This window comes from Pseudomonas sp. KU26590 (genome assembly GCF_026153515.1).
In the GTDB taxonomy this organism is placed as follows: Bacteria; Pseudomonadota; Gammaproteobacteria; order Pseudomonadales; family Pseudomonadaceae; genus Aquipseudomonas.
The window spans coordinates 127,488-148,760 of record NZ_CP110644.1 but is presented as its reverse complement, the minus strand read 5'-3'; the positions used below and the strand labels follow the sequence as shown (position 1 = coordinate 148,760).

Annotated in this window: 20 protein-coding genes; 10 read left to right on the top strand and 10 right to left on the bottom strand. The window is 61.7% G+C overall.

The window, feature by feature from the left end; translation table 11 throughout:
* Together fdhD and OKW98_RS00665 are read right to left on the bottom strand one after the other, a co-directional pair.
* Positions 1-840, bottom strand: a complete 840-nt coding sequence (gene fdhD / locus OKW98_RS00670) for a formate dehydrogenase accessory sulfurtransferase FdhD (protein WP_265387565.1) — start codon at positions 838-840, stop codon at positions 1-3.
* A 94-nt stretch (positions 841-934) separates the two neighbouring features.
* Positions 935-1,822, bottom strand: coding sequence for a LysR family transcriptional regulator (locus OKW98_RS00665; RefSeq protein WP_265387564.1), 888 nt, complete (start codon positions 1,820-1,822; stop codon positions 935-937).
* 171 nt (positions 1,823-1,993) lie between these two features.
* Here OKW98_RS00665 and lysM point away from each other — a divergent pair, with 171 nt between their 5' ends.
* Complete coding sequence (lysM, locus tag OKW98_RS00660) at positions 1,994-2,440, top strand: peptidoglycan-binding protein LysM (RefSeq protein WP_265387563.1); 447 nt, start codon at positions 1,994-1,996, stop codon at positions 2,438-2,440.
* A gap of 160 nt (positions 2,441-2,600) precedes the next feature.
* Here lysM and yrfG read toward each other — a convergent pair whose 3' ends face one another.
* Positions 2,601-3,263 carry a GMP/IMP nucleotidase gene (gene yrfG / locus OKW98_RS00655; RefSeq protein ID WP_265387562.1) on the bottom strand — a complete coding sequence of 221 codons (663 nt, stop codon included), beginning with the start codon at positions 3,261-3,263 and terminating at the stop codon, positions 2,601-2,603.
* A 96-nt stretch (positions 3,264-3,359) separates the two neighbouring features.
* Here yrfG and nudE point away from each other — a divergent pair, with 96 nt between their 5' ends.
* Both nudE and cysQ read left to right on the top strand, forming a co-directional pair.
* Positions 3,360-3,932, top strand: coding sequence for an ADP compounds hydrolase NudE (nudE, locus tag OKW98_RS00650; protein ID WP_265387561.1), 573 nt, complete (start codon positions 3,360-3,362; stop codon positions 3,930-3,932).
* On the top strand, positions 3,929-4,771 hold the full coding sequence (gene cysQ / locus OKW98_RS00645) for a 3'(2'),5'-bisphosphate nucleotidase CysQ (protein WP_265387560.1): 843 nt from the start codon (positions 3,929-3,931) through the stop codon (positions 4,769-4,771). Before nudE ends, cysQ begins: the two co-directional genes overlap by 4 nt.
* Before the next feature lie 164 nt (positions 4,772-4,935).
* Here the strand turns inward: cysQ and OKW98_RS00640 are convergent, their stop codons facing one another.
* The 7 genes from OKW98_RS00640 to rfbB form a co-directional block, all read right to left on the bottom strand.
* Positions 4,936-5,403, bottom strand: a complete 468-nt coding sequence (locus tag OKW98_RS00640; RefSeq protein WP_265387559.1) for a YiiD C-terminal domain-containing protein — start codon at positions 5,401-5,403, stop codon at positions 4,936-4,938.
* On the bottom strand, positions 5,396-6,772 hold the full coding sequence (locus OKW98_RS00635) for a sigma-54-dependent transcriptional regulator (RefSeq protein ID WP_265387558.1): 1,377 nt from the start codon (positions 6,770-6,772) through the stop codon (positions 5,396-5,398). The genes OKW98_RS00640 and OKW98_RS00635 overlap by 8 nt, the downstream gene beginning before the upstream one ends.
* On the bottom strand, positions 6,769-8,583 hold the full coding sequence (locus OKW98_RS00630; RefSeq protein ID WP_265387557.1) for a sensor histidine kinase: 1,815 nt from the start codon (positions 8,581-8,583) through the stop codon (positions 6,769-6,771). Before OKW98_RS00630 ends, OKW98_RS00635 begins: the two co-directional genes overlap by 4 nt.
* Positions 8,584-8,671: 88 nt before the next feature.
* A complete protein-coding gene (gene rfbD, locus OKW98_RS00625; protein ID WP_265387556.1) occupies positions 8,672-9,553 on the bottom strand; it encodes a dTDP-4-dehydrorhamnose reductase in 882 nt (293 codons plus the stop codon).
* A complete protein-coding gene (gene rfbC / locus OKW98_RS00620) occupies positions 9,550-10,095 on the bottom strand; it encodes a dTDP-4-dehydrorhamnose 3,5-epimerase (RefSeq protein WP_265387555.1) in 546 nt (181 codons plus the stop codon). Before rfbC ends, rfbD begins: the two co-directional genes overlap by 4 nt.
* The gene (rfbA, locus tag OKW98_RS00615) at positions 10,092-10,967 is read right to left on the bottom strand and encodes a glucose-1-phosphate thymidylyltransferase RfbA (protein ID WP_265387554.1); all 876 of its coding nucleotides are present in this window, start codon (positions 10,965-10,967) and stop codon (positions 10,092-10,094) included. Before rfbA ends, rfbC begins: the two co-directional genes overlap by 4 nt.
* Positions 10,964-12,043, bottom strand: coding sequence for a dTDP-glucose 4,6-dehydratase (gene rfbB / locus OKW98_RS00610; RefSeq protein ID WP_265387553.1), 1,080 nt, complete (start codon positions 12,041-12,043; stop codon positions 10,964-10,966). The genes rfbA and rfbB overlap by 4 nt, the downstream gene beginning before the upstream one ends.
* 280 nt (positions 12,044-12,323) lie before the next feature.
* Between rfbB and OKW98_RS00605 the strand changes: the two genes are divergently transcribed.
* From OKW98_RS00605 to OKW98_RS00575, 7 genes are all read left to right on the top strand, one after another.
* Positions 12,324-15,242 (top strand): aminotransferase, encoded by a 2,919-nt coding sequence (locus OKW98_RS00605; protein ID WP_265387552.1) that lies wholly within the window; start codon positions 12,324-12,326, stop codon positions 15,240-15,242.
* Between the two features lie 211 nt (positions 15,243-15,453).
* A complete protein-coding gene (gene aguA, locus OKW98_RS00600; RefSeq protein WP_416148563.1) occupies positions 15,454-16,518 on the top strand; it encodes an agmatine deiminase in 1,065 nt (354 codons plus the stop codon).
* 179 nt (positions 16,519-16,697) lie between these two features.
* Positions 16,698-16,928: a hypothetical protein gene (locus tag OKW98_RS00595; protein ID WP_265387550.1), complete on the top strand. Its 231-nt coding sequence runs from the start codon at positions 16,698-16,700 to the stop codon at positions 16,926-16,928.
* A 250-nt stretch (positions 16,929-17,178) separates the two neighbouring features.
* On the top strand, positions 17,179-18,447 hold the full coding sequence (locus OKW98_RS00590) for an OprD family porin (protein WP_265387549.1): 1,269 nt from the start codon (positions 17,179-17,181) through the stop codon (positions 18,445-18,447).
* 744 nt (positions 18,448-19,191) lie between these two features.
* Positions 19,192-19,968, top strand: coding sequence for an AraC family transcriptional regulator (locus tag OKW98_RS00585; protein WP_265387548.1), 777 nt, complete (start codon positions 19,192-19,194; stop codon positions 19,966-19,968).
* A gap of 132 nt (positions 19,969-20,100) precedes the next feature.
* Complete coding sequence (locus OKW98_RS00580; RefSeq protein WP_074889899.1) at positions 20,101-20,274, top strand: DUF1427 family protein; 174 nt, start codon at positions 20,101-20,103, stop codon at positions 20,272-20,274.
* Positions 20,275-20,312: 38 nt separating this feature from the next.
* On the top strand, positions 20,313-21,272 hold the full coding sequence (locus OKW98_RS00575; RefSeq protein WP_265387547.1) for a quinone oxidoreductase family protein: 960 nt from the start codon (positions 20,313-20,315) through the stop codon (positions 21,270-21,272).
* The last annotated feature ends 1 nt before the right edge of the window (position 21,273 follow it).

Sequence of the window (21,273 nt, the reverse complement as noted above, 5' to 3'; positions counted from 1 at the left end):
TCACGCTTGATTCTCCAACGCAGGACTGTAAACCCGCGGCGCACTGTGTTTAGGCAGATGAATGAGGTTTAGGTTGTGGCGGCGAGCCCATTGCAGCGCCAGGCCAGTCGGCGATGACAGGCTGACAAGGGTCTGAATGCCGGCACGTAATACTTTTTGAATGAGTTCGAGACTGCAGCGGCTGGTGACGATGGCCAGACCGCCCGTGGTCGGAATGTCCTGGCGAATCAGCGCGCCGATCAGCTTGTCCAGAGCGTTATGTCGGCCGATGTCTTCGCGACCTAAAAGAATTTCGCCGCGAGCGTCCATGAACATCGCCGCGTGAACCGCGCCGCAGTGTTCGCCCAACGGCTGAAATGCGCCCATGCGCTCACGCAGACCTTTCAGCCATTCGGCGGGGGGAAGGGGCGCGCCGGGCAGCACGTTGAGCTCGGGCAAGGCCTGTTCGACGGCTTCGACGCCACACAGGCCGCAGCCGCTGGTGCCGGCCATTTGCCGACGCTGGGTCTTCAGGTTCCAGAAGGCACGGCTGGCGATTTCGACTTCGGCGGTCTGCGCAGAGCCACAGCCACCGAGCTTGATATCGTAGATCTCATCCGGTGATTCGATGAGGCCGCTGCCGATGCTGAAGCCGACGATAAAGTCTTCCAGATCGGTGGGCGTGACCAGCATGACCGCCTGACTGATGCCGTTGTAGGCAATCGCCAGCGCGACTTCTTCGGCAAGCACATTGGGCTCGCTGAGGTCGTGTTCGAGGTTCGAATAGCTGTAGGACTGGCTTGCGGCGGGCGCGGGCAATTGTTGTGCGGGCGCCGTGATATCCATGTGCTTGGCGTGCATCGAGAGTAACCGGCAGAGTAATTAGGCTTAAGCCTAGGCCTCCGGTCGGATTACGTCTAATCGCTAGTACTGATGCACCGATAGATGATGTCGATCAAGCCTCTTGCATCATGGTGTGATAGAGCGCCAGGCAGGCTTCAGCCAGTGCCGAACGCGGCGCTGAGCGACGCATGATCAAGCCGAGTCGGGCCAGGGTCTGCGCCTCTTCGATGGGTTGCAGCCGCAGGTGCTCGGTGAGTGATTCGAGGCCACCGTCCAACGGCATGATCGCGCAGCAGAAACCGCCATGAACCGCCTGCAGCAGCTGATGTACGGCGTCCGTCTGAATGATCGGCTGCGGATGAAGGCCGCGGCTGTGGAAATTGTGATCGATGGACTGCCGAAAGTGCATGCCGCTGGTGAGCAGGCCCAAGGGCAGTTCGGTCAGGCTTTCCCAGCTCGAAGTGGCTTCGGCAAAACTGAAATAACGCTTGTCGTACATCACGCCCATGCGGGTTTCGGCCAGTTGCAACGAGTCGAAGCGCTCGGAGTCCAGTCGGTCCAGATACGAAACCCCGAGGTCCAGGCGGTTGCTGGCGAGTTGATCGAGGATCTGCTCGGAGCTCAGCGATGAAAGCTCGAAGCGCATGTTCGGGTGCAGGGAATGCAGGCGTTGCAGCAAGGGCAGCGGATCGAAGTTGGACAGCGGCACCACGCCCAGCCGTAATGTGCCGACCAGATGCCCGCGACAGGCGGCCGCTTCAGCCTGCAAACCGTCGTAGGCCGCCAGCACCGTGCGCGCCCACGCCAGCACGCGCTCGCCCGGCGCGGTAAACCCTTCGAAGCGTTGGCCGCGATTGACCAGCGGCAGATCCAGCTCTTCTTCAAGGCTGCGCAAGCGCATCGACAGTGTCGGTTGCGTGATGTGGCAGCGCGCAGCCGCCTGCCCGAAGTGACGGGTTTCGTCGAGGGCGATCAGAAATTTCAGCTGTTTAATGTCCATCTTCATTCCTTGAGGCACAGGCTGGCCCGGCGAAGTCTATCGCGACCGAACGTCGAATGGCTTGAAACCTTGAGGCGCGGCATCGGGTCGGAGTTTTGTCGGGCAATGTCAGCGGATCCGATGTTGCGCGGGAAACCAAAACGACACTACAACGACACCAAGGAGAAACCCATGAGTCTGTTCAGTTTTGTGAAGGAAGCGGGCGAGAAGCTCATCGACCTGCTCACCCCAGGAAACGCCAACGCCAGCGATGAGCTGAAAAAGCACATCGAGTCTGTCGGGTTGGGCAATCCCAACGTTCATGCAACGGTCGAAGGCGACAAAATTACCTTGACGGGCGAAGTTGCCAGTCAGGAAGAGAAAGAGAAGATCGTACTGGCGGCCGGTAACATCGCCGGTGTTGGCAGCGTTGATGATCAACTGACCATCGCGGCTGGTGCACCTGCCGTCGTTGCTGCGACATTCGTCACTGTGCAGAAGGGCGATACCCTCAGCGCCATCTCGTTGCGCGTGTACCACGATGCCAACAAGTACCAGAAAATCTTCGACGCCAACAAGCCGATGCTGAAGGACGTGAACAAGATATATCCAGGTCAGTCTCTGCGTATTCCTGAATAAGGGCAGTCGCGCTGGTCGTACGGCAATCACCGTTCGCACTGGCCGTACGGTGAATTGTAGGAGCGCGCTTGCCCGCGAAAGATTCGTACATCCAACGCAGATGAGTCGGATGTGCCATTTTTTCGCGGGCAAGCGCGCTCCTACAGTTGTTTTGTGGTGCTCATAAACCTTGTATCAAAGTACGGTAGTCTTCGACCGCCTCGAATTCTTCGGTGTCTTTAGGCCCTTTGCGACTGTCCGGCTCACGCACTGCCAGCAAATGGCCGATCCCGTATCGCCCTGCACTGCGCAAGATCGGCAAGGTGTCGTCGATGAACAGACTGCGCGCCGGATCGAACTGGATGTCGTCCTGCAACGCGTCCCAGAACTGCGGGTTTTCCTTGGGATAGCCGTAGTCGTGGGAGCTGATCAAACGCTCGAAGTAAGGCGCCAGTTCCAGTCTTTCCATCTTCAGTGACAGCGAGTCGCGGTGAGCGTTGGTGATCATGATCACCCGTTTCCCGGCCTGCTTGATGGCGGCCAGAAAGGTCTCGGCGTCGGGGCGCAGGGCGATGAGGTGGGCGATTTCGACTTTCAAGTCTTTCACCGGCAGGTTCAGCTCCGAACTCCAGAAGTCGGTGCAGTACCAGTTGAGGGTGCCGGCGTTTTTTTCGAAGAGCGGCATCAGCTCCAGTTGCGCCATCGCCAGGCTGACCCCGTGCACTTCGGCATAGCGCTTGGGCAGATGCTCCAGCCAGAAGTGATTGTCGAAATGCAGGTCGAGCAGCGTGCCGTCCATATCCAGCAGAACGGTGTCGATATCGCGCCAGGGCAAAGAAGGCATACAGGTCTCTCGGCGTGGGATGAGTCGCGTGGGTTTGCGGCGAAGACATCCGCAAAAGCCACGGTATAGTAACCCGTCTACGCCAAGGAGCTCGTCATGCAGCAGAAACCTACCGTCCTCTCTCGCGAAATCGTCGCGAGCAGCCGTTTGTTCCGCGTTGAAGAAGTGCAGTTGCGCTTTTCCAACGGCGTCGAGCGTACCTATGAGCGGCTGGTCGGCAGCGGCAGCGGCAGTGGCTATGGCGCGGTGATGATCGTGGCCATGCTTGATGCCGATCACGCCGTACTGATCGAGGAATACTGCGGCGGCACGGATCAGTACGAGCTGTCGCTGCCCAAAGGTCTGATTGAGCCGGGCGAAGACGTGCTGGCCGCCGCTAATCGCGAGCTCAAGGAAGAGGCCGGTTATGGCGCACGGACCTTGGTGCACCTGACCGAACTGTCGCTTTCGCCCGGCTACATGAGCCAGAAAATACAGGTCGTGCTGGCCACCGATTTGTACGAGGAAACCCTGCCCGGCGACGAGCCTGAGCCGATGCGTGTGGACAAGGTCAATCTGCGTGAGCTTTCCAGTCTTGTTCAGAATCCGCAGTTCACTGAAGGGCGCGCGCTGGCTGCGTTATACCTTGCCCGCGATCTGCTGGCCGAGCGTGGGGACTTCCTGCCATGAACCCGACATTCGCCCAATTGCCGCACCCGTTGCTTGCCCCCGTCATCGAGCTTTGCCGCCAGGCTGGGGAAGTCACTCTGCCGTTCTGGCGCTCCGGCGTGGAGGTCACGGTCAAGTCGGATGACTCGCCTGTCACGGCCGCTGACTTGGCCGCCCATGAGCTGTTGGTGGCGGGCCTCCAGGCGCTGGACCCGAGCATTCATATCCTGTCCGAAGAGGACGCGAGCATCCCGTTGAGCGAACGCAGCCAGTGGCAACGCTGGTGGCTGGTGGACCCGCTGGATGGCACCAAGGAATTCATTGCCGGCAGCGAAGAGTTCACCGTCAACGTGGCGCTGATCGAGAACGGTCGCGTGGTATTTGGCGTGGTGTCGATGCCGACCAACAACCGCTGCTATTTCGGTGGCGCCGGGCTGGGTGCGTGGCGCAGTGATGATCCGCAGCATCTGGCGCCGATCAGCGTGCGCAATGAACCGGGGGCGGGGGAAGCGTTCATCGTGGTCGCCAGCCGTCGTCACTCCAGCCCCGAGCAACAGCGGTTGCTGGCCGGTTTGTCGGATGTGGTGGGTGAGCTGCAACTGACCAGTATTGGCAGCTCGCTGAAGTTTTGCCTGCTGGCCGAAGGGGCCGCCGATTGCTACCCGCGTCTGGCGCCAACCTCTCAGTGGGACACGGCGGCTGCCCAGGGCGTGGTGGAAGGCGCGGGCGGCGTGGTGTTGAACCTGGACGGCACGACGTTTGATTATCCGGCGCGCGAGACGCTGCTGAATTCGTACTTCCTGGCGCTGCCGGGGGAAGCCACGTGGCGTGCCGCGTTGTTGGCGCTGGCGCTGACCTGAAGCTTTCGGTTCCCTCGTAGGAGCGTGGCTTGTCCCGCGATCGGCGACGCAGTCGTCGCAGATGCAGCGCTAGGTTTTCCAGAGCGAATTGCACCGATCGGATTTGCGACCGCTTCGCGATCGATCGCGGGACAAGCCACGCTCCTACAGGTGGAAGGATGTGTTCAGCGATGCAGCACGAACTGCCCGACGAACTGCACTGCCGTTTCTTCTGATCCTTCCGCCACGATCCGGGTCTGCAGCGCCAGTCGTGCGCGGCCGCGGCGTTGGTAGAGCTTCACGAACTTCTCCCAGCTCGCTTCATCCGGGGCGTCGCAAATGGCGACGCCGTCGCGGGTGACCGGCGAGGGATAGCTGATCTGGCCGTCCTGAATCACGATGTGCCCGTCGTTGATCCCGGCTTCCTTGAGCCGCAGGTACAGCCAGCCCCAGCCCGCCAGTACCGCGCCGCAGTACAGGCTGCCACCGAACAAGGTGTTCTTGTGATTCACGTTGGGAGCCAATGGCAGGTGTAGACGCAGTTGGTGATCTCGCCAGCCCAGCACCTTGATGCCCATCTCCCGGGTGAGCGGAATGTCCCGGTGCAGCACCGCTTCCAGGTCTTCAGCGGACAAGCAATCCCGATCAGTCATTGTCGTCGGACCCCGCGCCGTTGAAGGTCAGCCCGTGCTTGCGCAGTTTGTCATGCAGGGTTTTGCGTGGCAGGCCCAGGGCTTCGGCGAGGCTGCGGACCGAGCTGTGCGGGCGGGTCAGTTCGGCGGCGATCAACGCCCGCTCGAACGCTTCGACCTGTTCGCTTAGCCCGCCATTGGACGCCACCAGATCCGGCTGCGCGTCACCTTCCAGTTCTAGCTCAAGACCCAAGGCGAAACGCTCGGCTGCGTTCTGCAGTTCACGCACGTTGCCCGGCCAGGTGTGACGCAGCAACAGCGCCCGATGCCCCGGCTGCAATTCGTGGCGTGGCAGGCCGTGGCGCAAACTGGCGGTGTCGGCGAAATGCTGGAACAGCACCAGCGCGTCTTCGCCACGCTCGCGCAGCGGCGGAATGCGCAATGGGGCAACGTTGAGGCGGTAATACAAGTCGGCGCGGAAACGCCCCTGATCTGCCGCTTGGCGCAGGTCCTCCTTGGTGGCGGCGATCACCCGGATGTCCAGCGGGATCTGCTGATTCCCGCCCAGGCGCTCAACCACGCGCTCTTGCAGCAAGCGCAGCAACTTGACCTGAACGTCCATGCTCATGCTTTCGATTTCATCCAGAAACAACGTGCCGCCGTTGGCGAATTCGAACTTGCCGATGCGACGCTTTTGCGCGCCGGTAAAGGCGCCCGACTCATGGCCGAACAGTTCGCTCTCGACCACCGACTCAGCCAGCGCCCCTGCGTTGATCGCCACGAACGGACCGTTACGGCGATTGGACAAATCATGCAGCGCGCGGGCAACCACTTCCTTGCCAGCGCCGGTTTCGCCAAGAATCAGCACGTCGGCCTTGGTCGCCGCCAGCGCGCCGATTTGATCGCGCAGGCGCTGAATGGGAGCGGACAACCCCACCAGTCGCGCGCTCAGTTGCTGACGATCGCTGAGCTCGAGCCGCAGGCTGCGGTTGTCCAGCACCAGCCGGCGCAGCGCCAATGCGCGCCGCACGCTGTCGAGCAGTGCGTCGCTGGCGAAGGGTTTTTCCAGAAAATCGTAGGCGCCCGCGCGCATGGCCTGCACCGCCAGCGGCACGTCGCCGTGGCCGGTGATCAGCAGCACCGGCAGGTCAGGATCCTGGGCGTGCAGCTGATTGAGCAATTCGAGACCATCGATGCCCGGCATGCGAATGTCGCTGACGATTACGCCCGGCCAATCCCGTTCGATGCGCGCTTGCAGGCCCTTGGCGTCGCTCAGCGGCAGGATCTTCAGGCCGGCGAGGTCGAGGGTCTGGCTCAGGGCCTGGCGCAGGTGCGGGTCGTCGTCGATCAGCACCACCTGAATCCGGCTGTCGATGGCGTCGGTGCTCATGGGGAGAGGTCCTCAGACGGTTGAAGGTTGACGCCCGAGGCGCCGGTGCGCATGCGCAACGTCAGCAGCGCGCCGCCTTCCGGGTGATTGGCAAACAGCAGCTCGCCGCCCAGTGCGCGCATCAGCGTATCGCAGATCGCCAAGCCCAGGCCGAGCCCTTGTGTGCGCGTCTTGGTCGTGAAAAACGGCTCGCGGGCATGCTCCAGCGCCTCTTTGGAAAACCCCGGGCCGTTGTCGCGGATGAACAGATTGACGCCCTCGGTGTTGTACTCGGCACTGATCCACAACTTGCGCGGCGGGCCTTTCTCGGTCAGTGCGTCCAGCGCATTCGCCAGCAGATTGCCCAGCACCTGACGCAGGCGCGTCTCTCCGGCCTGCACCCACAAGGTCGCGGCGGGCAAGTCACGGATCAGCTCCACTTCCATCCCGCGTCGACGCTTGGCGAGCAGGGCCAGCGCATCGTCCAGCGCCGGCTGCAACGCCACGCTTTCAGGCGCATGGCGGTCGCGTCGGGCGAAGGCGCGCAGGTGCGCAATGATCGACGCCATGCGCCCGGTGAGTTCGCTGATCAGCTTGAGATTGCCGCGCGCGTCTTCGGTGCGCTGGTGATCGAGCAGCACCTCGGCGTTCTCGGCGTAACTGCGAATGGCCGCGAGTGGCTGGTTGAGTTCATGGCTGATGCTCGCCGACATCGTGCCCAGCGCTGACAGCTTGCCGGCCTGAACCAGTTCGTCCTGGGCGCGAAACAGTTCTTGCTGCGCCTGCTCGCGTTCGAGCACTTCCTGGCGCAGTCGCTGGTTGACGCCTTCCAGATCGCAGGTCCGCTCGGCGACTCGCACCTCCAGTTCACGGCGCGCCTTGGCCTCGAAATTGATGCGATCCAGATAATGCCGCCGCCTCTGAATCATCAGGCCCAGCAGCAGCATCAACACCAGCAACGCCGCGCCGCCAATCGCCACGACCGTTCGCACCGGCCTCGACACGAGCACCTTGGGCGCAAGGATGTTGACGCTCCAGCCGGTTTCGTCGATTTGCTGGGTCTGCTTGAGCCAACCCTTTTCATCCAGCTGCAACGGGCGCGGATCGCGGGTCGGGTAGGGCTGGATAGCGACGATGGCCTGCTTTTCCTCCTCACTCAGCGGTCGCGTGGCGCGGAAACGCCAGGCCGGGTTGGAGGTGAGGATCACCACGCCGTTGTGGTCGGTGACGACCAACTGCTCCGGCGTCTTGCCCCACAAGGTCTCAGTGAGGTCCAGGTCGACTTTGACCACCAGCACGCCAATCACGGTGTCGCCATCGCGCACGGCGGCGGCGAAGAAGTAGCCGCGTTTGGCCGACGTCGTGCCCAGTCCGAAGAAGCGGCCGAGATTGCCGGCCATGGCGTTGCTGAAATACGGGCGGAAGGCGAAATTGCGGCCGACGAAGCTGTCGCGCTTGTCCCAGTTCGACGCAGCGAGGGTGTCGCCGTTGGGCGCCATCAGGTAGATCACCTCGGCACCGGTTTGCCTGGCGGTGTTCATCAGCAGCACGTTCGCCTGGGCTTGGGCGTGTTTGTCCTGCGGGTTCGCCAGCATGGCGCGCAGACCGGGCAGGTCGCCGAGAATCTGCGGCAGGACTTCATAGCGGTGCAACGTGCCCAGCAGGTTGGCGACGTACAGGTCCAGGGTCTGGCGATTCTGGCTCAGCAGCTCATTGCGGTAATAATGTTCGGCCAGGCGTTCGAGAGGCCACAACAGCGGGGCGAGGATCAGCGCCAGCAGGGCAAGGCTGCGCCAGCGAGGACGGCGGGGAAGGGCGTTAGTGCTGATCATGGAATCGCCGGTGGGTTCGTTGCGATGCGGGGCGGCTGCGGATGAATCAGTATTGCGCAGCCGCTCAACATCGAGTCGCCCATTATGCCTACCGCTGCTGCGCTAAGCACTCCAGCAACGCATCGTGCCAGTCGGGCTGGCTGACGCCCCACTCGCGCTGCAACAGGCTGCAATCCAGACGCGAATTGAGCGGGCGTGCAGCCGGCGTCGGGTACGCGCTGGAGGCAATCGGTTCTAGCGCCGCGCAGGGCTTGCCGCTGTTGATCAATTGCTGACCAATCGCTTCAGCGAACCCGAACCACGACGTCTCGCCGCTGGCCGTCAGGTGATAAATACCCCAAGCGCCCGGAGCCCCGTCGCGCCAGCGTTCAATCAGCGCGCCGGTGCTGGCGGCGATAGTGCCTGCCCAGGTAGGCGCGCCGATCTGGTCCCCCACGATCAACAGCTTCTCGCGCTCTTGCAACAAGCGCTGCATGGTCAGCAAAAAGTTGCGCCCGGTCAGGGAATAAACCCAGCTGGTGCGCAAAATCAGGTGCTGGCCGCCCGCTTCGGCGATGGCTCGCTCGCCTGCCAGCTTGCTGCTGCCGTAGACGCCCAGCGGATTGGGCGCGTCGGACTCAATCCAGGCGCCAGCCTTGCTGCCGTCGAACACGTAATCGGTGGAGTAGTGAATCAGCGGAATGCCCAAGGCCGCGGCTTCTTCAGCGAATACCCCAGGAGCCAGCGCGTTGATCGCAAAGGCCAGGTCCGGCTCGTTTTCGGCCTGATCCACTGCCGTATGCGCGGCGGCGTTGATGATCAGGTCCGGCTTGATGTCGCGAACCACTGGACGGATGGATTCCGGCTGACTCAAGTCCAGCTGATCGCGGCCCAGCACGATAAGCTCGCCCATGTTCTGCAAGTGTTGCTGCAGCGCCTGGGATACCTGCCCCTGTTGCCCGCTGATCAGAATCCGCAGCGGCACATTCACGGGAACAGGTCCGCTTCTTTCAGGAGCTTGCCGACCTGATCCTTGGCCGACAGTTGAGGTGCTTCGCTCAAGCCCCAGTCGATGGCCAGCTCAGGATCATCCCAGCGAATGCAACGCTCGGCCGATGGCGTGTAGTAGTCGGTGGTCTTGTAGAGAAACTCTGCGTAATCGCTCAATACCACGAAGCCGTGGGCGAAACCCTTCGGAATCCACAGCTGGCGAGCGTTCTCGGCAGACAGCTCCAGACCGAACCATTGGCCGAACTGCGGCGAGCTGCGACGGATGTCGACAGCGATGTCCAGCACGCGGCCAGCGGTCACGCGGACCAGTTTGCCCTGCGGGTTGTCGATCTGGTAATGCAAGCCGCGCAGCACGCCTTTTTGCGAGCGCGAGTGATTGTCCTGCACGAACTGATCGGCGACCCCGGTGGCCTCGGCAAAGGCCCGGGCGTTGAAACTTTCGTAGAAGAAGCCACGCTCATCGCCGAACACCTTAGGTTCGATGATGAGGACTTCAGGCAACTTGCTGGCAACCACTTTCACTGACTTTCCCCTGCGATCTTGAACAGGTACTGACCGTAGCCGGTCTTGCCGAAATAGTCAGCCCGCTTCAGCAGATGAGCGCGGTCGATCCAGCCGTTCTGGTAGGCGATTTCTTCCAGGCACGCGACTTTCAGGCCCTGACGGTGCTCGATGGTCTGCACGTATTGCGATGCGTCCAGCAGGCTGTCATGAGTGCCAGTGTCGAGCCAGGCGAAGCCGCGGCCAAAGCGCTCGACGCGCAGGTCGCCGCGCTTGAGATAGGCGTTGTTGACGTCGGTGATCTCCAGCTCGCCGCGTGGGGACGGTTTGACGTCCTTGGCGATTTGAATGACTTCGTTGTCGTAGAAATACAAACCGGTCACGGCGTAGCTGGATTTCGGCACCTTGGGCTTCTCTTCGATGGACAGCGCATGGCCGTGCTCATCGAAGTCGATTACGCCGAAACGCTCCGGATCTTTCACCCAGTAGCCAAACACGGTCGCGCCGGAGGTGTTGTCCGCCGCGCGCTTGAGCTGCTCGCTGAAGTGCTGACCGTGGAAGATGTTGTCGCCCAGAATCAGGCACACCGAGTCATCGCCGATGAACGCTTCGCCAATCAGGAATGCTTGCGCGAGGCCGTCCGGCTTGGGTTGCTCCTCGTAATGAAAGCGCACGCCGAACTGACTGCCGTCCCCCAGCAGGGCCCGGTATTGCGGCAGGTCCAGCGGCGTCGAGATGACCAGGATGTCTTTGATCCCGGCCAGCATCAGCACCGAGATCGGGTAATAGATCATCGGCTTGTCGTAGATCGGCAACAGCTGTTTGGAGACCCCGAGGGTGATCGGGTGCAGGCGCGTGCCCGAGCCGCCGGCCAGTACAATTCCTTTAGTCATGCGATCAGTTCCTTCACGTTGGTACCCAGGCGTTCGCCCTGATAACTGCCGTCTTGCACGTTGCGGCACCATTCAAGATTGTCGAGATACCACTGCACGGTTCTGCGCAGGCCGGACTCGAAAGTCTCTTGCGGCGTCCAGCCCAGTTCGCGTTCGATTTTGCTGGCGTCGATGGCGTAGCGCATGTCATGGCCCGGGCGGTCGGTCACGTAGGTGATCAGGTCTGCGTAGTGGGCCACGCCTTTGCGCTGTTCAGGCGCCAGCTCTTCGAGCAGCGCACAGATGCCGCGCACGACGTCGATGTTTTTTTGTTCGTTGTGGCCGCCGATGTTGTAGGTCTCGCCGACCTTGCCCTCGGTCACCACCTTGAGCAGTGCGCGGGCGTGGTCTTCGACGAACAGCCAGTCGCGTACCTGCAAGCCATTGCCGTACACCGGCAGGGGTTTCCCGGCCAAGGCGTTGAGAATCACCAGTGGGATGAGCTTCTCGGGGAAATGGAACGGGCCGTAGTTGTTCGAGCAGTTGGTGACAACCACTGGCAGCCCGTAGGTGCGCTGCCAGGCGCGAACCAGATGGTCCGACGCCGCTTTGCTGGCCGAGTACGGCGAGCTTGGCGCGTAGGGCGTGGTTTCGGTGAACAGATCGTCCACGCCGTGCAGGTCGCCATACACCTCGTCAGTGGAGATGTGATGGAAGCGGAAGGCTGCGCGCTCGGCTTCTGGCAAGGTCAGCCAATAGCTGCGGGTCGCTTCCAGCAGGCTGTAGGTGCCGACGATGTTGGTCTGAATGAACTCCGACGGGCCGTCAATCGAACGGTCAACGTGGGATTCAGCCGCCAGGTGCATGATCGCGTCGGGCTTGAAGCGTGCGAGGACTTTGCTCACCTCAGCCTGATCAACGATGTCCTGTTGCACGAACTCATACCGGGTGTTCGTGGCAATGCCCTGCAGCGACTCAAGATTACCGGCGTAGGTCAGCTTGTCGAAGTTGAGGACGTCATGATCGGTGTTGTTGATCAGGTGACGGATCAGCGCAGAGCCGATGAAGCCGGCGCCACCGGTAACAAGTATTCGCATGGATAAACCTTCTTCCCTGGAAAGACGTAAGACGATGGAGCATAGCTTGTGGGGCGTTGATGACTGGCGCAAGAAGCAATCCACTGACAAGCGATGATATTAATTGATGGCCCATCGCAATTAGCGCCATTAAACCGCCGCGGCTGTTTCACGGCCTTAACGCACGGTTTATCTACAAGTTCTCTAAAGCATTTATTGGCTGGCAAACGGCGCGGGGTTGATTAACAGTCGCGCTACTGGCGATATTGTTTGCGCGCTTTTATCTCTCAGGACTTCCTTCATGTCGCTCGACACTTTGAATCGCCGCTCCAGCTTGCCATGCCCGGACATCGACGCCGCGCAGGCCGGCGAATGGCTGGCGACGTATTACGGGCTGTCGGGGACGTTGAAGGAGCTGGGCAGTCACCAGGACCGAAACTTCCTGCTGGACTGCGGTGACGGGCGACGTTTCGTCCTGAAGATCTGCCACGGTGCTTATTCAACCACCGAGCTTGCCGCGCAGCATTCAGCGTTGCGGCATTTGATCGGCGAACCGCAGGTGCGCGTTCCGGCAGTGATGCCGGCGCTGAAGGGTGAAGACTTGCTGTCCGTCGATCACAACGGCAACGCTGTGCACCTGCGTGTTCTGGAGTTTATCGACGGGCAGTCACTGGCCCATGTCGCGCATTTGAACCGGCACATCGTGACCGGATTGGCGCAGCTCTGTGCCCGTGTCGACGTGGCGCTGGCCGGGTTCGAGCACCCAGGCCTGGACCGTGTGTTGCAGTGGGATCCGCGCCACGCCTTCGCGTTGATCGAGCACCTGCTCCCGGTCATCGCCGATGCCGACAAGCGCGCCTGCATCGCCGAGGCTGCCGAGCAGGCCCAGGCCTATTTGCTGCCGCTGGTGGCGTCGCTGCCGGCGCAGGCCATTCACATGGACATCACCGAGTACAACGTGGTCTGGGCCCGGGATGCCCATCGCCAGTGGCAGCTTCAAGGGCTGATCGACTTTGGAGATCTGGTTCGCACGTGGCGCATCGCCGACCTCTCGGTAACCTGCGCCGCGCTGCTGCACCACGCCGAGGGCGATCCGTTTTTCATCCTGCCCGCGATTCAGGCTTACCACCAAATCAACCCGCTTCAGAGCGAGGAGCTGCTGGCGCTCTGGCCGTTGATCGTTGCGCGCTCGGCCGTGCTGGTTTTGAGCAGCGAGCAACAGGCGAGCATCGAGCCGGACAACGGTTACATCCAGGCCAATCTGGCCAGCGAGTTGAACATCTTCGACGTCGCCACCTCGGTGCCGATTGCGCTAATGGAAGCGGCGATTCTCGACGCGGTGGGTGAATGGGCAGCGGACGACGAGGCCGAGCCGTTTTCGCCGCTGTTGCCGAGCTTGAGCGAGCAGACCTTTACCCTCGTGGATCTGGGTGTGCTCAGCGAGCATTTCGTCGCGGGCAACTGGGAACAAAGCGGCATCGACGAACAACTGCTGAAAGACGCAGCTCAACACCACGGTCTGGCCGCCAGTCGCTATGGCGAATATCGGCTGTCCCGCACACTGCCCGACAGCGCGAAAGAGCCGGACACCTTCGCGCTGCATACCGAATTGCACATCCCCCACGGCGCCGCTGTTCATGCGCCATTTGCCGGCAGCCTGCGTCACACTGCCGACGGTGCGCTGCAATTGGTAGGCGCCGAAGTGAGCCTGCGCTTGTGGGGCGTGCGTTCTGATTTTGACTCTGGCGTTGAGTTCGGCGCGGGGGACGTGATCGGTCAGGGCGGCGGCGCGTTGATCGTGCAGCTGTGTTCGGAGCGGGACGTGAGCCCGCCGCTGTTCACCACGCCTTCGCGTGCAGCCGCTTGGCGTGCGCTGTGTCCGTCACCCAAAGGGTTACTGGGTTTCGATTGCGATGCGCCTGCGTTGGCAGATTCCGCCGCGTTGCTCGCCCGTCGCGACGCCAGTTTCGCCCGTTCGCAAAAGCATTATTACCAAGCCCCACCGCAGATCGAGCGCGGCTGGCGCAACCACCTGATCGACCTGCAGGGCCGGTCCTATCTGGACATGCTCAACAACGTCGCGGTGCTCGGTCATGGCCATCCGCGCATGGCCCACGTCGCCGCGAGGCAGTGGTCGCTGCTCAACACCAATTCACGCTTCCATTACGCGGCGATCGCCGAGTTTTCCGAGCGGCTGCTGAAGCTGGCGCCTGCCGGCATGGATCGGGTGTTTCTGGTGAACAGCGGCACCGAGGCGAATGATCTGGCGATTCGTCTGGCGTGGGCCTACAGCGGCGGGCGCGATGTCCTGAGCGTGCTGGAGGCTTATCACGGCTGGTCAGTGGCGACCGATGCCATTTCAACGTCCATCGCCGATAACCCGCAAGCGTTAAGCACGCGGCCGGACTGGGTGCATCCCGTGGTGGCGCCCAACGCCTACCGAGGCGAGTTTCGCGGCGCGGAAAGCACGTCGTTCTACCTGCGCAGCGTGGACGCGCACCTGAAGGCGCTGGCGGAGCAAGGGCGGCAAGTGGCGGGCTTCATCTGCGAACCGGTGTACGGCAACGCCGGCGGAATCTCGCTGCCGCCGGGTTACTTGCAGCAGGTGTACGACAAAGTCCGCGCCCAGGGCGGCGTATGCATCGCCGATGAAGTGCAGGTGGGTTACGGCCGTCTCGGTCATCACTTCTGGGGCTTCGAAGAGCAGGGCGTGGTGCCCGACATCATCAGCATGGCCAAAGGCATGGGCAACGGTCATCCCCTCGGCGCCGTCATCACACGTCGCGAAATCGCCGAAGCGCTGGAGGCTGAGGGCTATTTCTTTTCGTCGTCCGGCGGCAGCCCGGTGAGTTGCCGCATCGGCATGGCAGTGCTCGACGTCATGGAGGAAGAAAAGCTGTGGGAAAACGCCCGCGTGGTGGGCGGCTATTTCAAGGAGCGTCTGCTGGCGTTGATCGACAAACATCCGCTGGCCGGGGCCGTCCATGGTTCGGGGTTCTATCTGGGGCTTGAGCTGGTTCGCGACCCTGAGATGCTGGAACCCGCGACCGAGGAAACGACCTACCTGTGCGATCGGCTCCGTGAGCTGGGGATCTTCATGCAACCTACGGGGGATTATCTGAATATTCTCAAGATCAAACCGCCCATGGTCACCACCCGTCGAAGCGTGGACTTCTTTGTCGACAGCGTGTCGAAGGTGCTGAGTGAACTGGAGAGCTGAGCGGGGCCTTATCAGGCACGCTTTGGCTTATTTCGATATATATCGACGTTAGATGCCCGGATCTTCGCCTACTGCTTGATTAGTGTTTTTAAATCCGATTTTTATCGTCTATAACGTCTGTCTTCTTTTGCCGCAGACGCCCTCGTCGTTTCATGGAGTTCTGATTACTGTGACCACTCTCAACAGCACCCCCCGCGCCGATGGCTTCTACATGCCTGCCGAGTGGGCGCCGCAGACGCAAACCTGGATGATCTGGCCCGAGCGCCCTGACAACTGGCGTCTGGGCGGCAAGCCGGTGCAGAACGATCACGTTGCCGTGGCCAAAGCCATCGCCCGTTTCGAGCCTGTCACCGTCGGCGTCTCGGCTGCACAGTACGACAACGCCCGCGCACGGCTGAATGTGCCCAACATTCGCGTCGTCGAGATCAGCAGCAACGACGCCTGGGTGCGTGATAGCGGCCCGACCTTCGTCATCAACGACGCGGGCGAGGTCCGTGGTGTCAATTGGGGCTTCAATGCCTGGGGCGGTTTCGACGGTGGGTTGTACGCGCCGTGGAACCTGGATGAACAGGTCGCCAGCAAAGTCTTGGAAATCGAGCGCTGCCCGCGCTACGTCACCGAAGGGTTTGTGCTGGAAGGCGGCTCGATCCACGTAGACGGCGAGGGCACACTAATCACCACCGAGGAGTGCCTGCTCAATCGCAACCGCAACCCGCACCTGTCTCGCGAAGACATCGAAGCCGTGCTGCGCGATCACCTGTCTGTCGAAAAAATCATCTGGCTGCCGGACGGTCTGTTCAACGACGAGACCGACGGCCATGTGGATAACTTCTGCTGCTACGTACGCCCCGGTGAAGTGTTACTCGCCTGGACAGATGATCCGAAAGATCCCAACTTCCCGCGTTGCCAGGCGGCCATGAGAGTGTTGGAAAACACCCGCGACGCCAAGGGACGCCCGTTCGTCGTGCACAAGATGCCGATCCCGGGTCCGTTGTTTGCCACCGAAGAAGAGTGCGCCGGCGTGGATCAGGTGCATGGCAGTCAGGAGCGCAACCCATCGGTGCGTCTGGCCGGTTCGTACGTGAATTTTCTGATCGTCAACGGCGGCATCATTGCCCCGTGTTTCGACGATCCGATGGATGACACGGCCCGCCAGATCCTCCAGCAGTTGTTCCCTGAACACGAGGTGGTTATGGTCCCGGGCCGCGAAATGCTGCTGGGCGGAGGTAACATTCACTGCCTTACACAGCAGCAACCGGCCCCCCACCGCGGCTGAGTTGGTTCACTTCTTGCTGCTATCAAGCCCATCAGACGATGGGCTTTTTTATGGGCGGACAGTTTTCGGTCAGCCGTAGGAAGATGGGATCCCAGCGGCGCGTAAATGCTTCCCGGGGTAGTCCGTCTGTAACAAAAGCTCCGTAGATTTCGCAGTCCACGACATAAGAGGTTGTCCTTATGAACGCAGGTCATGAGTTGCGAGTGACTCGAGGTTTTTCTGCGAGTAGTGAAGCACGGCAGATGATGGCGGACTGGTTACGGACGACCCGGATCCCGATGGTGCGCCTGCACGACGAGCAGGCGCTGAAGCAACGCGGTGATTTTCGCAAGATGCTGTCGAAGCGTTATCCGTGCGGGCTGATAAACGATGCAGAGATCGAGGCTATGCTGGGCCTGCTTCACAGCTGACAAAGGTGTTGTGGATGCGATCACAGAAACGGCCTGCCTCGGTTTGACTTCCATCAAATTGACACCTCGGTAGGCCGGGGATAGCATTCGCGCCTCCACCGCCTGTGGCCTAGCGCCATGTACGTGCATCAGTCGTCCACTGCGATGATTTCGTGCGGGCTTCCGGGACTTTTTCAGTGCCGGAAGACGCAACTGCCCACTCCGGGCATTTGCCACAGCGCGCGATTAATCCGCTCACAAGGACAACAAGATGAACCAGCGTATCGGCCTGCTCGCTCTGGGCATTCTCGCCGCCACTCACGCCATGGCGGACGGTCAGGCAGATTCCAAAGGCTTCGTTGAAGACAGCAGCCTGAAGATCAACCTGCGCAACGCCTACATCAATCGCGACTATAAAAACGGACCGCAGGACCGCTCGGAGTGGGGTCAGGCGTTCATGGCCGGCTACACATCCGGTTTCACCCAAGGCGTGGTGGGCGTGGGCGTTGACGCTTTCGGTCTGTATGCAGCGCGTCTGGACGGAGGCAAGGGCAAGAGCGGCGCGGGCGGTATCGACTTCTTCAAGCAGGGCGACAGCGGCAACGCGGCGGATGACCTGTCGCGCTTTGGCGGCGCGGTCAAATTCCGGGTTTCCAATACCGAATTGAAATACGGCGACATGATGCCGGAGCTGCCCGTGCTGACGTACGACGGCTCGCGCCTGCTGCCTGAGTCCTACACCGGCACCATGATCACCTCCAAAGAGATCAAGGGCCTCACGCTGGTGGCTGGCCGCTTCACCGCCGAAACCCGCAAGAGCGCCGAAGGCCGCGACAGCGGTGATCTGAAGAGCATCAACGTCTACGGCGGCAGCTACAAATTCACCGAAGCGCTCAGCGCCGCGTTTTACGCCTCCGACGACGAAGACGTGCTGAAAAAGCAGTACGTGAACCTGAACTACGTCTGGGCGATGCCGAAAGATCAGTCGCTGACCTTCGACTTCAACGGCTACAAGACCAGGCTGGACAAGGACTTCGCCGTCGACGACGCCCGCGACAACAAGATCTGGAGCCTGGCAGCGACCTGGGCGGTGGGCATCCACTCGTTCACCCTCGCGCATCAGCGCAGCACCGGCGAGACCGGTTACAGCTACGGCGGCTACCGCAACGCAGGCGGCACCGGCGATGGCGGCAACACCATCTATCTGGCGAACTCCTACTGGTCGGACTTCAACGGCAAGGACGAACGTTCTTGGCAGTTGGGCTACGGCGTGAACTTGGCCACCGTGGTGACCCCTGGCCTGAGCTACCGCTTGGCGTACGTGCGCGGCGACAACATCGACGACGGCAGTGATCGTGGTCGTGGCGAAGAGCGCGAACTGTTCAGCCAGTTGACCTACGTGGTCCAGAGCGGCCCGGTCAAAGACCTCTCGGTGCGTCTGCGTAACTCGTTCCTGCGCGTCTCCAACGATGTGGACCAGTACAACGTTGGCGGTAACGAAACGCGGATCTTCGTCGATTACCCCATCAACGTGTTCTGATGTTTGAAGTCTTCTGACATGAGTTTGTAAGAGCCGGCTTGCTGGCGAACCGTGCACGTCATTCACCACTACGGTGGCTGAACAAATGCATTCGCCAGCAAGCCGGCTCCTACGGATTTGCACACAACCCAGACGTAAGGTTTGACGCCGACCCAGTGTAGGAGCGCGCTTGCCCGCGAATGCGTCGGCTCAGACGACGCGGCTGTCGCTGACCCATCGCGTTCGCCAGCAAGCCGGCTCCTACGGATTTGCACACAACCCAGACGTGGGGTTTGACGCCGACCCAGTGTAGGAGCGCGCTTGCCCGCGAATTCGCCGGCTCAGACAACGCGCCGTCGCTGACCCATCGCGTTCGCCAGCAAGCCGGCTCCTACGGATTTGCACACAACCCAGACGTAAGGTTTGACGCCGACCCACTGTAGGAGCGCGCTTGCCCGCGAATTCGCCGGCTCAGACGACGCGCCGTCGCTGACCCATCGCGTTCGCCAGCAAGCCGGCTCCTACGGATTTGCACACAACCTAGACGTGGGGTTTGACGCCGACCCACTGTAGGAGCGCGCTTGCCCGCGAATGCGTCGGCTCAGACAACGCGCCGTCGCTGACCCACCGCGTTCGCCAGCAAGCCGGCCCCTATGGATTGAGCCAATCCCATCATCAACTGCCATGGTCGGTGCTTCACTGCACTGGCGATCCCTCCCGCTCTCCCGCTAACATCGCCGCATCCCCACTCCCACCGGTTTCACCATGGCAATCGCCGCGCCGCCCGACCTCTCCAATACCGCCGTCCCCGTGCGGCCTTTGTCACGGACGTATCCGCGCGGGTTGTACATCGAGCCCCACGAGCATGAGTGGGGGCAGGTGCTCTACGCGATGTCGGGCGTGATGTGGGTCGAGACGCCCAACGAAGCGCTGGTCGTGCCGCCGCAGCGCGCGGTCTGGTTGCCGCCCGGCGTCCCCCACGGCATCCGCGTGGTGTCGGATCTGGAAATGCGCAATATCTACCTGCGCCCGGCGCTCGCCCGAACCCTCGACAACACCGTTCAGGTGCTGGAAGTCGGTCGCTTAATGCGCGAGCTGATCGTCGGTCTGGTGACCGAGCAGGACAAGGAATCGGATTACTACGATGCCGTAGTCAACCTGGCCTTGCTAGAACTCAAACGCGCCCGGCGTTCGCTGCTGAAAGTGCCGATGCCCGATGACAGCGACCGCAGGCTGATGAGCGTCTGCCAGGCGGTGATGATCGAGCCGTCCATCGACGTGTCATTCGAGCAGCACGCGGAAAACGCCGGTGCCAGTGTGCGAACGTTGTCCCGGCTGTTTCAGTCAGTGCTTGGCATGGGCTTCGCCGAATGGCGGCGACAGGTGCAACTGGCGACCTCGGTGGCGGAGATCATTCAGGGCGTGCCGGTCAACGCCATTGCTCGGTCGATGGGGTATTCGCCGAGCAGCTTCAGCGACATGTTCCGCCGCGAGCTCGGCATGTCCCCCTCTCAGTACCCAGCCGTTGATCCGTCCCACTGACGCCTGCGCCGCTTCTGTCCGAAATTCAGAAGCTCTTGGCCGGTAGCGCTTGCCGTCCCTCCTTACACTCTGGTCATCGCTTAACGCAGTCGCGCCGCCATCGAGCCGCGCGTCCCACGCACCGGAGTTGTCATGAGCTACGTCATTTCCCTCGCCATCGGTATCGCCGTCGGTTTGCTGTACGGCCTGCTGGATTTCCGTTCACCCGCACCGCCTCTGGTCGCACTGGTTGGCCTGCTCGGCATGCAAGCCGGTGAATGGCTGTGGCCGGTGGGCAAGCAGTTCTTGTCCAATCTGGCGTCCTGAATCGACGACTTCCCTTTCCCCACTCTGGATGAATCCATATGAAAGCTCTGCAATTCTCCCGCACCGGCGACCTGGCTGCGCTGGAAGTCGTCGATCTGCCCACGCCTGTCCCGGCGGCTGGCGAAGTTCTGGTGCAGATAAAAGCCGCAGGCCTGAACCCCAGCGACGTCAAAAACGTCCTGGGCCGCTTCCCCTACACCACGATGCCGCGCATTCCGGGTCGCGATTTTGCGGGCGTGGTCGTCGAAGGCCCGCAGGAACTGATCGGCAAAGAGGTGTGGGGCACCGGCAAAGAAATCGGCTTTGTCCGCGACGGCTCCCATGCCGGCTACATCACGCTGTCGGCCAAGGGCGTGGCGATCAAACCTGCATCGCTGAGCTTTACTCAGGCCGCCAGTCTGGGCGTTCCCTACACCACCGCTTGGGACGCGCTTGAGCGCAGCCTCGTGCAGAGCGGCACCCGGTTGTTGGTCATCGGTGCCAATGGCGCAGTCGGTAGCGCCGCCATTGCACTGGCGAAAGTGCGCGGCGCCCAGGTGCTGGCAGCGGTGCGTAAACCGGACCAGTTGAAAGCGCTGCAAGAGCAAGGCTTCGATGCGATCCAGCTCGACAGGCCAGAAGACCTCGGCGCTCAAGTGAACGCCGTTTTTCCAGGCGGCGCCGATGTGATCTTCGACACCACCGGCTTTTGGCTGCCGTCTTCTGTGCCTGCGTTGGCTCAATTCGGACGCATCGCAATCATCGCCGCGCCGGTGGACGGCCACGTGCAGCTGCCCGCACTAGCGCTGTACCGCAAAGGCGGTTCGGTGGTGGGGATCAACTCCCTGCTGTACGGCGTGGAAGCCTGCGCGCGGATGCTGGAGCAGTTCGGCAAACAGTTCGACGACGGCACCTTGCCGCTGCCAACCGGGCTGATCGAGTCGCCGCTGGAAGAAGGCCTGGCACGCTACGCCGAAGTGAATCAGGGCGGCGCCGACAAGGTGATTCTGCTGCCGTGAC

Bases quoted from the DNA above. Each gene is read 5' to 3' on its own strand.
- fdhD (WP_265387565.1), bottom strand. From the start codon at position 840: ATGCACGCCAAGCACATGGATATCACGGCGCCCGCACAACAATTGCCC.
- OKW98_RS00665 (WP_265387564.1), bottom strand. From the start codon at position 1,822: ATGGACATTAAACAGCTGAAATTTCTGATCGCCCTCGACGAAACCCGT.
- lysM (WP_265387563.1), top strand. From the start codon at position 1,994: ATGAGTCTGTTCAGTTTTGTGAAGGAAGCGGGCGAGAAGCTCATCGAC.
- yrfG (WP_265387562.1), bottom strand. From the start codon at position 3,263: ATGCCTTCTTTGCCCTGGCGCGATATCGACACCGTTCTGCTGGATATG.
- nudE (WP_265387561.1), top strand. From the start codon at position 3,360: ATGCAGCAGAAACCTACCGTCCTCTCTCGCGAAATCGTCGCGAGCAGC.
- cysQ (WP_265387560.1), top strand. From the start codon at position 3,929: ATGAACCCGACATTCGCCCAATTGCCGCACCCGTTGCTTGCCCCCGTC.
- OKW98_RS00640 (WP_265387559.1), bottom strand. From the start codon at position 5,403: ATGACTGATCGGGATTGCTTGTCCGCTGAAGACCTGGAAGCGGTGCTG.
- OKW98_RS00635 (WP_265387558.1), bottom strand. From the start codon at position 6,772: ATGAGCACCGACGCCATCGACAGCCGGATTCAGGTGGTGCTGATCGAC.
- OKW98_RS00630 (WP_265387557.1), bottom strand. From the start codon at position 8,583: ATGATCAGCACTAACGCCCTTCCCCGCCGTCCTCGCTGGCGCAGCCTT.
- rfbA (WP_265387554.1), bottom strand. From the start codon at position 10,967: ATGACTAAAGGAATTGTACTGGCCGGCGGCTCGGGCACGCGCCTGCAC.
- rfbB (WP_265387553.1), bottom strand. From the start codon at position 12,043: ATGCGAATACTTGTTACCGGTGGCGCCGGCTTCATCGGCTCTGCGCTG.
- OKW98_RS00605 (WP_265387552.1), top strand. From the start codon at position 12,324: ATGTCGCTCGACACTTTGAATCGCCGCTCCAGCTTGCCATGCCCGGAC.
- aguA (WP_416148563.1), top strand. From the start codon at position 15,454: ATGCCTGCCGAGTGGGCGCCGCAGACGCAAACCTGGATGATCTGGCCC.
- OKW98_RS00595 (WP_265387550.1), top strand. From the start codon at position 16,698: ATGAACGCAGGTCATGAGTTGCGAGTGACTCGAGGTTTTTCTGCGAGT.
- OKW98_RS00590 (WP_265387549.1), top strand. From the start codon at position 17,179: ATGAACCAGCGTATCGGCCTGCTCGCTCTGGGCATTCTCGCCGCCACT.
- OKW98_RS00585 (WP_265387548.1), top strand. From the start codon at position 19,192: ATGGCAATCGCCGCGCCGCCCGACCTCTCCAATACCGCCGTCCCCGTG.
- OKW98_RS00580 (WP_074889899.1), top strand. From the start codon at position 20,101: ATGAGCTACGTCATTTCCCTCGCCATCGGTATCGCCGTCGGTTTGCTG.
- OKW98_RS00575 (WP_265387547.1), top strand. From the start codon at position 20,313: ATGAAAGCTCTGCAATTCTCCCGCACCGGCGACCTGGCTGCGCTGGAA.